Genomic DNA, 12,459 nt, shown 5'->3' with positions numbered 1-12,459 from the left:
GCATCTGCGAATTTACCCAGGGTAATGAAAGTCGCGACACGCAGAAGGCGAGCAAACCGGTCGCCGTTATCGGCATCGCGACGCAGCGCCGACTTCGGCCCGGGCCGCTGCCGACTTGCAGATCGCGCATGATCATTCCGGAAATACGATGAAAAAGCCGTGGAAACCGGTTCGGCCGGGTGGTTGCAAGGCCATGCGGCAGTGCGGGACGGCTCAGCCGGTCTCGCTCTCGCCGATCGCGAAACGCATCCGGCGCGGCGCCCTCGCCAGGCCGCCGGAGGCCGGTGCGGAGGGCGGCGCGGGCGGTTCGAGGGCCGGCGATTCGGCATCGGGCTCGGCATTCGCCGCCTCCGGTGCCGGCTCCGCGCCGCCCGCCTCGGGCGTGTCGGCAGGCTGGTCCCCGTCCTCTGCCTCGGGCTCTCGTTCGGGCACGGGTTCGGGCTTGGGATAGCCGCGGCCGACCTCCCAGGCGCTGGCAAGGTTCTCTACCACCGTCGCGGCATCGGTGAAGTCCTCGCCATAGTCCACCAGCCCGTCGAGATTGGCGAGCACCGGGTTGGACACCCAGAGCTTGCGCAGCGCACGGTTGCGCAGCCGCGTCGGGATCGCCTTGTTCATGAAGCCGCGGATGTCGTCGCCCGGCTTCAGATCGTCCGGATCGGGCAGGCCGTGCTCGGCGAGGATTTCCTCGTCGGTCTTCTCCGGCTCCGGTTCGGCTGCGGGCTCCGGCCCGGCGGGCACGGCCGCCGCGGGCTCCGCTTCCGGCTCCGCCGCCGCCGCGCGCTTGCGCCGCGACCAGCGCGAGAGCATGCCCTCGCCGTCGCTGTCCCCGCCGCTCATTGCAGACGCCGCCGGCCGGCCGGGCTGCGGAAGACGTCGGCCTCCTGCCGGATCCGCGGATCGCCGCGCCCGTCCTCGGTATCGTCGATGCGCACCCGGTCGCGCCGGCGCTTCTTGAAGGGCTGGTCGACATGGTGGCGGTCGACGAAGGACCCGACCCAGGCGATCAGCGCCGGCGGCATCGGCACCGGCTCGACCAGCTCCTCGCCGCTGTCGAGATAGTCCTGCGCATCGAAGGGCGAGGCGGTGACGCAATGCACCCGCATCTCCTCCGGCGCGTCGGTATCGTCCTCCTCGGCCGGGCGCAGCACGACATAGACCACCGGCGGCTGGTTGGAGAGCGCGACGCGGTAGGCCTCGGTCTCGGCCCGGTGCAGCTCGAGCGGCAGGGTCGCGGCGTGATACTCCACCGCCTCGCCGTCGCGGCGCATCACGTGCCAGCTTGCCGGGCCGGCGCCGGGCAGCACCGCCGCGGCGCGCCACACCCAGCGCGCCCAGCGCGTCACCCCCGGCTGCTTGCGCAGCACCACACCGAGCGGGATCACCGCGGTCTTCTCGAGCTCCGACATCTCTGTTCCTCCCGGCCCTGCCGCAGCAGGGCTCCGCTGCATATATGGAGGGGATCGCCGGGGTTTTCCAAGCGCAGACTGCACAATTGCGCCGGCGGCCGCCGGGGCCGCATGCAGATGGGCTTGCGCAGGGCCGGGCTTGGGCTAGGCTCCGGGCAAATCATGGGAGGACGAGACATGGCCGAGATCGTGGCCCTCGACAAGGCGCGGCTCCTGCTCTGCGACTGCCGGGGCAGCATGGCGCCGGACGCCGCGGCCATCGCCAGGGGCACCGGGCTGGCCTGCTCGCGGCTGCACGCCGAGCTCTGCCGGGCCGAGGCGGGGGTGGTGGCCGAGGCGCTGTCCAGGCCGGGGCCGGTGCTCGTCGCCTGCGAGCAGGAGGCTGCGCGCTTCGCCGAGATTGCCGAGGATGCGGCGGCCATGGAGCGGCTCGGCTGGGTCGACATCCGCGACCGCGCCGGCTGGGCCGGGCCGGGCGAGGCGGTCGGCCCGAAGATGGCGGCGCTGGTCGCCGATGCCCGCCTGCCGGCGCCGGATCTGCCGCTCTTCGATGTCGAGAGCGCCGGGCTCTGCCTCGTCTATGGCGCGGAGGCGGTTGCCCTGCCCGCCGCCGCCCGGCTGGCCGAGGTGCTGACGGTCACCGTGATGCTGACCGACCGGCCCGAGATCGCCGCGCCGCCGGCCGGGGCGGATGTGGTGACGGGGCGGATCCGCAATCTCGCGGGCTCGCTTGGGCGCTTCGAGCTCACCGTGGATGCCTTCGCCGAGCTCGCCCCGGCGGGGCGGGGCGCGCGCGCCTTCGGCAAGCCGGCCGATGGCGCCCGCTCGGCCTGCGACATCGTGGTGGACCTCTCCGGCGGCACGCCGCTGGTGCCCGCCCCGGAGAAGCGCGACGGCTATCTGCGCGCCGACCCGTGCGACCCGCTGGCGGTGGAGCGCGTGCTGTTCGAGGCGGCGCAGCTCACCGGCACCTTCGAGAAGCCGCTCCACATCCGCCTGACCGAGAGCCTCTGCGCCCATTCCCGCGCCGAGCAGACCGGCTGCACGCGCTGCCTCGATGTCTGCCCCACCGGCGCGATCAGCCCGGCCGGCGAGCATGTCACCATCGATACCGGGGTCTGCGCCGGCTGCGGCGCCTGCTCGGCGGTCTGCCCCTCCGGCGCGGCGGCCACCGAGGAGCCCCCGGTCGCGCATCTCTTCCGGCGGATGCGGGCGATGGCCGAGGCGTTCCGCGCCGCCGGCGGCGAGGGCCCGCGGCTGCTGGTGCACGAGGGCCACGGCGCCGAGATGATCCGCCTCGGCGCGCGGCACGGGCGCGGGCTGCCCGGCGCGGTGGTGCCGATGGAGATCGCGGCGCTCGCGAGCTTCGGCCATGCCGAGATGCTGGCGGCGCTGGCGCTCGGCTTCTCGGCGGTGGACATCCTCGCCGCGCCGATGACCGAGCGCGCGGTGATCGGGGGCCAGATCGCGCTGGCCGAGGCAATCCTCGCCGCCGCACCGCAGGGTGCCGGCCGGCTCCGCCTGATCGACGAGGCCGATCCCGACGCGCTGATGGAGATCCTGCACGGCCCCGCGCCCGCGCCGCATGGCTGCGAGCCGATCCTCGCTGTCGGCGGCCGGCGCGAGACCGTGCGCCTTGCCGCGCGGGCCCTGGCGGGCGGCGTGCCGGAGGCGCCGGTGCCGCTGCCCGCCGGCGCCCCCTATGGCGCGGTGCTGGTCGATACCGATGCCTGCACGCTCTGCCTCTCCTGCGCCGGGCTCTGCCCCACCGGCGCGCTCTCCGACAACCCGGACCGGCCTGAGCTCAGCTTCCGCGAGGAGGCCTGCATCCAGTGCGGGCTCTGCGAAGGGCTCTGCCCGGAGACGGCGATCCGCCTCGTGCCGCAGCTCGAACTCTCGGACGCCGCCTTCGCGCCGCGCGTGCTCAAGGAGGAGGAGCCCTTCGCCTGCATCGAGTGCGGCGCCCTCTTCGGCGTGAAGTCCACCATCGAGCGGATCACCGAGAAGCTCTCGTCCCATGCGATGTTCCGGAACTCCGACAATGCCCGGCTGATCCAGATGTGCGACGACTGCCGGGTCCGCGCGCAGTATCACGGCGACAGCGCCCCGTTCCGCTTCGGCGAGCGGCCGAAGGTGCGCACCACCGAAGATTATCTGAAGGAGCGCGATGGCGAGGGCTGAGCCCCCTGCCCTCGCCACCACCCAGCCCGGCCTCGAGGGAGACCCGCATGATCCGATCCGCCGCCCTGCTGCTGCTCGCGCTCGCCGCCTGCGCCGCGCCCGACCCCGCTCCGAAGCCGACGATCGCCCCCGCCTCCGCGCCCGCCGCCGAGCCGAAGGTGGTGCGCGAGGCGCTGCCCTCGACGGTGCCGGCGGATGACTGGCAGAGCACCCCCGCGCCGCAGCCGGTGGCCGGGCTGACCCTGCGCGCCGACGGGCCGGTGCCGGGCGAGGACCCGGCGCTCGCCATCGATGCCGACGAGCCGGTCGGCCTCGCCGCCGAGCCGCCGCAGCGCAGCACCCCGGGCCTGGCGCCGCTGCCGCCGGAATGCGGCGATCGCGGCATCGTCGGAACCAACGAGCTCTGCCTCGGCCCGCGCCCGATCGGCACGGAATAGCCGATACCGGGCTCCCGGCGGGGGCGCGGGGCGGGAAACTTGACATTTCCGCTCGGCATCCCCACCCCAAACGCAGGACCACAGGAAAGGTGACCGCGATGTCGGACGACGCGCTCAACATGTCGATGCGGAAGTTTCTCAAGCAGGTCGGCGTGACCTCGCAGCAGCAGATCGAGGCGGCGGTGCGTGCGGCCGGACCCAAGGGCAAGGTGACCGTGCGCGCGGTGATCAGCTGCCCGGAGATCGGGCTCGACCATGTCATCGAGGGCGATATCGACACCGGCACCGGCGGGGAGGGCGCATGACCGACACCCGCACCGTCACCCGCGAGGAGGTTGTCGCGGCGCTGGCGCGGATCGTCGATCCGGGCACGGGGAAGGACCTGATCGCCGCCGACATGGCCAAGGCGATCTCGGTGAGCGGCGACAGCGTCAGCTTCGTGATCGAGGTCGATCCCGCCCGCGGCGCCGAGATGGAGCCGGTCCGCGCCGCCGCCGCCGCCGCGGTGGAGGCGCTGCCGGGCGTCGCGCGGGTCTCGGCGATCCTCACCGCGCATTCCGCCGAGCCGCAGCCCTCGCGCACCAGCACCCCAAAGGGCCCGCCTCCCGATCTCGGCACCGGCGGGCGCCGCAAGCCGGCGCAGCCGGCCGACAAGCGCATCCCCGGCGTCGACCGGATCGTGCCCATCGCCAGCGGCAAGGGCGGCGTCGGCAAGTCCACCGTATCGGCGAACCTCGCGGTGGCGCTGGCGGCGCAGGGCAAGCGTGTCGGGCTGCTCGACGCCGATGTCTACGGGCCGAGCCAGCCGCGCATGCTGGGAATCTCGGGGCGCCCCTCCTCGCCCGACGGCACCACCATCCTGCCGCTCCGCAACCACGGCGTCACCGCGATCTCCATCGGCATGATGGTGCCCGAGGGCGAGGCGGTGATCTGGCGCGGGCCGATGCTGATGGGCGCGCTCGAGCAGATGCTGCGCCAGGTGCAGTGGGGCGGGCTCGACGTGCTGCTGGTCGACCTCCCGCCCGGCACCGGCGACGTGCAGCTCACCCTCTCGCAGAAGGCCGAGGTGACCGGCGCCGTGGTGGTCTCCACGCCGCAGGACATCGCGCTGCTCGACGCACGCAAGGCGCTCGACATGTTCCGCAAGACCGAGACCCCGGTGATGGGGCTCATCGAGAACATGTCGACCTATGTCTGCCCCAGCTGCGGGCACGAGGCGCATATCTTCGGCCATGGCGGTGCGGCGCGCGAGGCGGAGAAGCTCGGCATCCCGTTCCTCGGCGCGGTGCCGCTCGATCTCGACATCCGGCTGGCCGGCGATGGCGGCGCGCCGATCGTGGCGGCGAAGCCCGCGAGCCCGCAGGCCCGCGCCTTCCTCGACATCGCCGAGCGCCTCGCCGGGCTGGACGCGATGCGATGACCCTGGCCCCGGGCGTCCCCAGCTTCCCGCCATTGCTGACCGGCGAGGAGACCCGCCCCGGGCAGGACCCCTTCGCCAAGGCGGTGGCGCGCGCGGCGGTGGGGGCCGATCCGGGGCTCGTGGTCTGGGCCGACGATCCGGCCACCGCGCGGGCGGCGATGGTGCTGGCCCCCGAGGTGTCGCTGGCAGAGGCGGCGGGCGGCGCGGTGGCGCTGATGCTCGGCCTCGGCGATGCGCTCGGCGCGCTGGCGCCGCCGGAGGTGGGCGTGCAGATCGAATGGCCGGCAACGATCCGGGTCAACGGCGCGCGCTGCGGCCGGATCAGGGCCGCCGCATCCACCGCCGACCCCGCCGCCGAGCCGGACTGGATGGTCGTCGGCTTCGAGCTCGACCTGATCCCGCCGCCGGATGCCGTGCCCGGCGCCGACCCGGACCGTACCTGGGCGCACGAGGAAGGCTGTGGCGAGATCGCAGCGCGCGCGCTGGTCGAGAGCTGGAGCCGGCACAGCCTGGTCTGGATCAACACCTGGACCGATCGCGGCTTCAGGCCGCTGCACGAGAGCTGGCGCGGGCGGCTCTGGCGGCTCGGCGAGGCGCTGCCGGAGGGCGGCACCTTCCTCGGGCTCGACGAGGCCGGCGGGCAGCTCGTGAAATCCGGCGGCGGGACCGTGCTCCGCCCGCTGCATTCGCATCTGATGGAGGCGTCATGAGGCTCGCGCGCACGATCCGCTTCGACGAGAGCGACGAGCGGGTCTTCGCCCGCGCCGCCGAGCCCGGCGAATGGGCGATATCCGGCGGCTTCGCCTTCTCCGACTGGAGCGAGGAGCAGCTCGCCGGCCAGGCCCGGCAGGAATTCGCCAATGGCTGGCTCGGGCTCGGCAGCTTCGGCCGCGCCACCTTCGTCGCGGTCACCGAGATCACCGAGGCGGAATATGCCGCGCTGACCGAGACGCTGGCGGCGCATTTCGTCGAGGCGTTCGGCGCCCCGGACATCGAGACCGCGCGCCCCGTCGCGGCGGAGGAGCTCGGCTTCATGCGCGCCATGTGCGAGGATCACGACCCCAACACGCTGCTCGTGGTGGAGCGCGAACTCGTCGATGCCGGCGTGTCCGAGAGCTTCCGGGCGATCCGGGCGCGCGAGGCGAAGCTCGACGCCTTCGCCGTCCACGGCACGCTCGACGACTGAAAACCTACGTTTCGGCACACGGCTGCCGGCCATGGGCGACACCTCCGACCGCAGGTTCGCATCGCGCGGCGCGTGAGCCGGCGGGCCTTCCTACCGCGGCAAATACGCGAAGGGGCGCGCCAGGAGATCACCCGTTACCGGCGCGCTTCCTCCGATCCCGAGCATCGCCATCGCGGCAACTCTACATTTGGCGCTGGCCGATCCGGCCCGGAAGATGACGGTTGCGCCGCCACCTGTTGCAACACCAAGCCCTGCCGCGGCTTCGGCCAAATGGCGCGTCATGCCTTCGGCCCGTCGCCGCTGGCAGTCCCGCAACACGCATCGCCCGCATGACGGCGCATCACGGAAAAGATCCTGCATCTCTCCCGAACAGATGCGGTGCGGGCACGGGCGGCCGCGAACCCTGCCGACTACGGCACGGCGCCCGCACGCCGATGGGCGGAAGCGATCGAGAACTGCGGCCGGGCTAAGGCCCCTGGAGGCTGCAACGGCGCTGCGTGCCCGCGCTCACCGGCTGAAGGCGCCGACAAGCTCGAGATGCGGGCTCCAGCGGAACTGGTCGACCGGCTGCACCCAGTCGAGCCGATAGCCCGCATCGAGCAGGATCCGTGCGTCGCGGGCGAAGGTCGCGGGGTTGCAGCTGACGCTCGCGACGCGCGCCGGCGGGGTCTCGGCAAGCTGCTCGAACTGCGCCCGCGCGCCGGCCCTCGGCGGGTCGATCACCACTGCATCCAGCCCCTTGAGCTCGTCGCGGCGGAGCGGGCGCTTGAAGAGATCCCGGGTGAGGCACTGCACGCGCTTCAGCCCATCGGCGCCGCGCCAGCCGGCATCGAGCGCCGCCATCGCCGCCGCCTCGCCCTCCACCGCCAGCACCTCGGCGCGCTCCGCCAGCGGCAGCGCGAAGGTGCCCGATCCGGCGAAGAGATCGGCGACACGGCCGGCATCGCCGACCGCCTCGGCCACCGCCGCCACCAGCGCCGCCTCGCCCTCCGCCGTCGGCTGCAGGAACGCCCCCGGCGGCACCGCCACCCGGGCCCGGCCGAAGCGCTGCAGCACCGGCACCCGGCTGACCGCGACCTCGCCGTTCCAGGTCAGCCGCGCGAGGCCTGCCCGCGCCGCCATGCCGGCCAGCAGCGCCAGCCCCGGCCCGTCGAGCGGCTTGGCCTCGGTCACCGCGCAGTCCACCCCGCCATCGCCGAGGGTCAGGGTGATCCGCGGCTGTCCCTTGCGCGAGGCAGCGATCTCGGCGATCTCGGCAAGCCCCGGCAGCGCGTCGATCAGCGGCGGCGCGGCGACGAGGCAGGCGTCGATCCCCACCACCATGTCGGAGCCGCGGCCGTGGAAGCCGATCTGCACCCCCGACCGCGTGCGTTTCGCCGCGACCGTGATGCGCCGCCGCGCGCCGGGGGGCGAGGTCAGCACCGGGCGGATCTCGATGCCGGTGATGCCGCGCGCCGCCAGCGCCGCCGCCGCCAGCTCGCGCTTCCAGCCGGCGACAAATTCGTCCGAGGCATGCTGCAGCATGCAGCCGCCGCAGCTGCCGTAATGCGGGCATTCGGGCTCGACCCGCTCCGGCGACGGCTCCAGCACGCGCTCCAGCGTCGCGCGGTCGCCGAGGCGGCGCGCGCGCACCGTCTCGCCCGGCAGGGTCAGCGGCACGAAGACCGCGCTCTCCGCCACCACGCCATCGCCCTGCGCACCGAGGCGCTCGATCACGAAGTCTTCGCTCATCCGTCTGCTGTCCTGCCTCGCGACCCACCTGGCCAATGCCGGCGGAGGGCGCAGTCTAGGCCATCCGCGAGGGTACGGCCATGGGGCGCGGTGCGGCCCGCGCCCTTGACCCGCGCCCGCGCCGCCGCATCCTCACGGTGACGCAGTGACACCGGAGGACCGCGTCATGACCCGCCTGATCCGCGCGCTCGGCCTTGCGCTGGCGCTCGCCCTGCCGCTCGCTCCCGGCGCCTCGCGCGCACAGGATGCCGACCCCAACGCCGCCATCGAGCGCGTGATCGCCGACCAGCTCGCCGCCTTCGCGCGGGACGATTTCGCCGCCGCCTTCGCCCATGCCGCGCCGGGCATCCAGGCCAGGTTCGGCAGCCCCGCCGGCTTCGGGCGGATGGTGCGGCAGGGCTATCCGATGATCTACCGCCCGGCCCGGGTGGAGTGGCGCGCGCTCGAGACCACCGCCGGCGGCGCGCAGGTCAAGACCGTGCTCTTCGAGGACGCCAAGGGCCGGCTCTTCGAGGTCGATTACCTGATGGGCCGGACCGACGGCGCCTGGCGCATCCGCGGCGTGCAGCTGCGCCGCCTGCCCGGCCTCGCGAGCTGAGCCGGCGCGGTCAGAACGGCTGCCAGACGCTGAACTGGAAACCGAGCCCCTCGTCGAAGTTGAGCAGGTCCTGGCTGATGCCGATCTGGATGGTGATCGGCTTCGGCGGCGGCTCGCCCTCCTCCGCCTCGTCGATGGTGAAGCTGTAGGCGAAGGAGGGCGCCAGCTTCAGCGACGGGTCACCGTCGTCGCCCTCGCCGCTCACCGGGTAGGTCGCGTAGAGGCTGAGCAGCCCCATGCAGCAGGACCAGGGCTGCGCCCCCACGGTGATGTCGGCGCGGACCTCGTCGTCGTCGCCATCGGTCTGGAAATGGTAGCCGGCCTCCAGCGAGACGAAGGCGCTGCCCCAGTCGAAGCCGAAGCCCCGGCCATAGAGCGCGCGCAGCGAGACCTCGCTGGTCGGGTCGCTGTCCGGCCGGGTGAAGCTGTCGCCGAAGACCACGCCGATATCCTGCTTGACACCGAGCTGCACCGCGGCGACGTCGCCGCCCTCGCCCTGCCATATCCGCGCCCGGGCAAACACGCCGAAATCCGCGTTGTTGCCGGAATCGGTGGCGGAGGAGACCTCGATGAACACGGTGCCGCCGACGGTCAGCCCCTCCATCACGCCATATTCGAAGAACAGCGAGGTGTAGGTCGAGTCGTCCTCCACCGGCCCGCCGGCAAAGCCGGTGATCGGATTGGCGCGGCGGCTGACGGCGGTGATGATCTGCCCGGCGCCGGGTTGCTGGGTCCAGGCCCCGGCGCGGGCTGCCGGCAGGGCGCCCCAGGGCGCGGCGGCGAACAGTTCCCAGATCACGCAGGCAGAGAGCAACAGACGCATGGTAAATCCCCGTTCTGTGCCTCGCAGGGTGCGGGGAGATGGTTAATGCTTCCTTTACTCGCTCGATTTTTCATCGAATTGTGCGCTTCCCGGCGCCGCGGCGGCGGTTCGATGCCTGCGCCCGGAAGGATATCCCGATGCCCCAGTCCCCCGCCATCACCGACCCGGAGATCGCCGCCTTCGTCGCCGAGGCCGACGGCTTCCCGCCCGAGCCGCCGGGCGACATCGCCGCCCAGCGCCGCGCCTATGACGCGATGGCCGCGCATTTCCGGGTGCCGCGCCCGGCAGGCGTGTCGGTGACGGATGCCAGCCTGCCCGGGCCGGCCGGGCCGATCCCGGTCCGCAGCTATGCCCCCGGGGCACCGGGCCGCGTGCGGATCGTCTATTGCCATGGCGGCGCCTACTCGCTCGGCGGGCTCGAGAGCCATGACGATGTCTGCGCCGAGATCGCCGCAGCGACAGGCTGCGTGCTCACCGCGGTGGATTATCGCCTCGCCCCGGAGCACCGACACCCGGCGGCCTTCGAGGATGCGCTGGCCGCAACCGAGGCGGCGCTGGCCGAGGGTCCGGCGGTGGTGGCGGGCGACAGCGCGGGCGGCGGGCTCGCCGCGGCGGTGGCGCTGGCGCTGCGCGGGCGGGCGGAACTCAGGGGCCAGGCGCTGATCTACCCGACGCTGGGCGGCGAGGCGCTGGGGCTCGCCTCCTATGCCGACTGCGCGACGGCGCCGCTGCTCACCACGGCGGATATCCTTGCCCTGCAGGCGGCGCGGGCGGGCGGCCCGCCGCCTCTCGACGACCCCAGCTTTGCGCCGCTGCTGGCGGTGGACATGGACGGCGCGGCGCCCTGCTACGCAACCGCCGCGGAGGTCGATCCGCTGCGCGACGACGCCCCGGCCCTTGCGGAGAGGCTGCGCGTGGCGGGGGTTCCGGTCACGCTGCGCATCGAGGCGGGGCTGCCGCATATGTGGCTGCGCGCCCGGCACCGGAGCGCCGCGGCCAAGGCGGCCTTCGCCGCGCTCTGCGCCGGCATCGCAGCGCTTGCGCGGGACTGACCGGCCGGCGTCGCCCACCCCCGCTTGCCGGACCCGGAGCGCCGCCCGCCGCCGCCTGCGGGCGGGCAGAGGAGCGCGCCCCGGCCATGCGCCTCAGCGCTCGGTGAACTTGAACTCGATCCGCCGGTTGCGGGCATAGGCTTCCGGCGTGTCGCCCTCGGCGATCGGGCGGTGCTCGCCGAAGCCGGTGGCGGCGAGCCGGTTCGGCGGCACCCCCTCCGCCTCGATCAGGTAGCGCACCACCGAGAGCGCGCGGGCCTGGCTGAGCGCCCAGTTGTCGCCGAAGCGGCCGCCGCTCATCGGCTGACGGTCGGTATGGCCGTCGACGCGGAGCACCCAGTCGAACTCCTCGGGCACCTGCTCGGCGAGCTGGCGCAGCACCGCGCCGAGCTTGGCGAGCTCCGCCCGCCCAGCGGCGCCCAGCGTCGCCGAGCCGGTCTCGAACAGCACTTCGGACTGGAAGACGAAGCGGTCGCCGTCGCGCTCGATGTCCTCGCGGCCGCCGAGCAGCCCTTCCATCTGCTTGAAGAATTCCGACTGGAAGCGCTCGAGATCGGAGACCCGCTCGGCCAGCGCGTCGTTCAGCTCGGCGCCGAGACGCGCGATGCGGGCGCGGCTTTCCTCCTCGCTGAGCTCGGCCTGGTCGAGCAGTTCCTGAAGCCCGGTGACTTGCACGCTCAGCGCCTCGATCTGGCGGTTGAGGCGGCGGGTCTCGGCGGTCTGCACCTCCGAGGCGCGGCGGGCGGCCTCTTCCGCCGCCTCGGTCTCCTCGAGCTGGCGGGCGAGCGCCTCGAGATCGGCCTCGGCGAGCGCCAGCGCCGCCGCCCGGTCCGCCGCCGCGCGTTCGGCCTCGCCGAGCGCCCCGGCCCGCTCGGCCAGCTCGCGCCGGAGCCGGGCGGCGCGGGCCGCCTCGACCCGGCGTGCCGTCTCCGCCGCGTCGAGCGCCGCGCTGCGCTCGGCCAGCGCGGACTCCGCGGCGGATTTCAGCGCGGCGATCTCGCGGCGGGCGCGGGTCTCGGCGTCGAGATCGCCCTCCAGCGCCTCGATCCGCGCCAGTGCCAGCCGGCGCTCCGCCTCCAGCGCCCGCCGGGCGCGCTCCTCCTCGGTGAGCTCGGCCTCGAGCGCCTCGGCCCGGGCCAGCGCCGCCTGCTTGAGCGCCTCGACCTCCGCCCGGGCAGCCCGGAGCGCCGCGATCTCGCCCGACTGCTCGGCAGCGGTGCTCTCCAGCGCGGCAATCCGCTCGGCATCCGCGGCGCCGCGGGTGGCCTCCTCGGAGCGCAGCCGCTCAATCAGCGCGAGCGCCGCGGCGCGCTCGGCCTCCAGCCGCGTCTTCTCGGCGGCGAGGCTGTCTCCGCTCTCGGCCAGCGCATCGAGCTGCGCCGCGCGCTCTGCCGCCTGTGCCTCGAGCCGGGCGACCGCCGCCGACAGGGCCTCCCGCTCGGCCGCCATTTCGGCGAGGCTCGCCCTCGCCGCGTCGCGCTCTTCCCGTGCTTCGGCCATCGCCGCCAGCTCGGCGCCGAGCCGGTCGCGCTCGGCCTCGAGCGCGGCCAGCGCCGCGCCCTTCTCCGCCGCCTCGGCCTCGGCCGCCGCCAGCGCCTCGGCCCTGGCATCGCGCTCCGCCG

14 protein-coding genes are annotated in these 12,459 nt (G+C 73.9%); 8 read left to right on the top strand and 6 right to left on the bottom strand.

Annotated elements, in window-relative coordinates; translation table 11 throughout:
* Nucleotides 1–213: 213 nt before the first annotated feature.
* Together QSJ97_RS17180 and QSJ97_RS17175 are read right to left on the bottom strand one after the other, a co-directional pair.
* Nucleotides 214–840 (bottom strand): DUF3306 domain-containing protein, encoded by a 627-nt coding sequence (locus QSJ97_RS17180; RefSeq protein ID WP_285673226.1) that lies wholly within the window; start codon nt 838–840, stop codon nt 214–216.
* Nucleotides 837–1,409, bottom strand: a complete 573-nt coding sequence (locus QSJ97_RS17175) for a DUF3305 domain-containing protein (RefSeq protein ID WP_285673225.1) — start codon at nt 1,407–1,409, stop codon at nt 837–839. Before QSJ97_RS17175 ends, QSJ97_RS17180 begins: the two co-directional genes overlap by 4 nt.
* 177 nt (nt 1,410–1,586) lie before the next feature.
* Between QSJ97_RS17175 and QSJ97_RS17170 the strand changes: the two genes are divergently transcribed.
* The 6 genes from QSJ97_RS17170 (at nt 1,587) to QSJ97_RS17145 (ending at nt 6,633) form a co-directional block, all read left to right on the top strand.
* Nucleotides 1,587–3,590 carry a 4Fe-4S binding protein gene (locus QSJ97_RS17170; RefSeq protein ID WP_285673224.1) on the top strand — a complete coding sequence of 668 codons (2,004 nt, stop codon included), beginning with the start codon at nt 1,587–1,589 and terminating at the stop codon, nt 3,588–3,590.
* Between the two features lie 47 nt (nt 3,591–3,637).
* On the top strand, nt 3,638–4,027 hold the full coding sequence (locus QSJ97_RS17165; protein WP_285673223.1) for a hypothetical protein: 390 nt from the start codon (nt 3,638–3,640) through the stop codon (nt 4,025–4,027).
* Nucleotides 4,028–4,125: 98 nt separating this feature from the next.
* A complete protein-coding gene (locus QSJ97_RS17160) occupies nt 4,126–4,332 on the top strand; it encodes a DUF6494 family protein (RefSeq protein WP_285673221.1) in 207 nt (68 codons plus the stop codon).
* On the top strand, nt 4,329–5,447 hold the full coding sequence (locus QSJ97_RS17155) for an Mrp/NBP35 family ATP-binding protein (protein WP_285673220.1): 1,119 nt from the start codon (nt 4,329–4,331) through the stop codon (nt 5,445–5,447). The genes QSJ97_RS17160 and QSJ97_RS17155 overlap by 4 nt, the downstream gene beginning before the upstream one ends.
* Entirely contained in the window at nt 5,444–6,157 is a 714-nt protein-coding gene (locus QSJ97_RS17150) for a biotin/lipoate--protein ligase family protein (RefSeq protein ID WP_285673217.1), read from the top strand. Before QSJ97_RS17155 ends, QSJ97_RS17150 begins: the two co-directional genes overlap by 4 nt.
* Nucleotides 6,154–6,633: a DUF6505 family protein gene (locus QSJ97_RS17145; RefSeq protein ID WP_285673216.1), complete on the top strand. Its 480-nt coding sequence runs from the start codon at nt 6,154–6,156 to the stop codon at nt 6,631–6,633. Before QSJ97_RS17150 ends, QSJ97_RS17145 begins: the two co-directional genes overlap by 4 nt.
* A 90-nt stretch (nt 6,634–6,723) precedes the next feature.
* On the opposite strand, the gene QSJ97_RS17140 is transcribed toward QSJ97_RS17145, so the two are convergent.
* Together QSJ97_RS17140 and QSJ97_RS17135 are read right to left on the bottom strand one after the other, a co-directional pair.
* On the bottom strand, nt 6,724–6,993 hold the full coding sequence (locus QSJ97_RS17140) for a hypothetical protein (protein ID WP_285673214.1): 270 nt from the start codon (nt 6,991–6,993) through the stop codon (nt 6,724–6,726).
* A gap of 147 nt (nt 6,994–7,140) precedes the next feature.
* Complete coding sequence (locus QSJ97_RS17135) at nt 7,141–8,364, bottom strand: class I SAM-dependent RNA methyltransferase (protein WP_285673213.1); 1,224 nt, start codon at nt 8,362–8,364, stop codon at nt 7,141–7,143.
* Between the two features lie 166 nt (nt 8,365–8,530).
* On the opposite strand from QSJ97_RS17135, the gene QSJ97_RS17130 reads away from it, so the two are divergent.
* On the top strand, nt 8,531–8,962 hold the full coding sequence (locus tag QSJ97_RS17130) for a DUF4864 domain-containing protein (RefSeq protein WP_285673212.1): 432 nt from the start codon (nt 8,531–8,533) through the stop codon (nt 8,960–8,962).
* Nucleotides 8,963–8,972: 10 nt separating this feature from the next.
* Here QSJ97_RS17130 and QSJ97_RS17125 read toward each other — a convergent pair whose 3' ends face one another.
* Nucleotides 8,973–9,785: a hypothetical protein gene (locus QSJ97_RS17125; protein ID WP_285673211.1), complete on the bottom strand. Its 813-nt coding sequence runs from the start codon at nt 9,783–9,785 to the stop codon at nt 8,973–8,975.
* Between the two features lie 137 nt (nt 9,786–9,922).
* Here QSJ97_RS17125 and QSJ97_RS17120 point away from each other — a divergent pair, with 137 nt between their 5' ends.
* Nucleotides 9,923–10,837: an alpha/beta hydrolase fold domain-containing protein gene (locus tag QSJ97_RS17120; RefSeq protein WP_285673209.1), complete on the top strand. Its 915-nt coding sequence runs from the start codon at nt 9,923–9,925 to the stop codon at nt 10,835–10,837.
* Nucleotides 10,838–10,930: 93 nt separating this feature from the next.
* Here QSJ97_RS17120 and QSJ97_RS17115 read toward each other — a convergent pair.
* Nucleotides 10,931–12,459: OmpA family protein (locus QSJ97_RS17115; protein WP_285673207.1), on the bottom strand; the 1,529-nt coding region annotated here is incomplete at its 5' end.

The sequence above is a fragment of the Paralimibaculum aggregatum genome (genome assembly GCF_030270585.1).
Classification (GTDB): domain Bacteria; phylum Pseudomonadota; class Alphaproteobacteria; order Rhodobacterales; family Rhodobacteraceae; genus Thermohalobaculum; species Thermohalobaculum aggregatum.
This window is presented reverse-complemented; position numbering and strand designations above follow the sequence as displayed.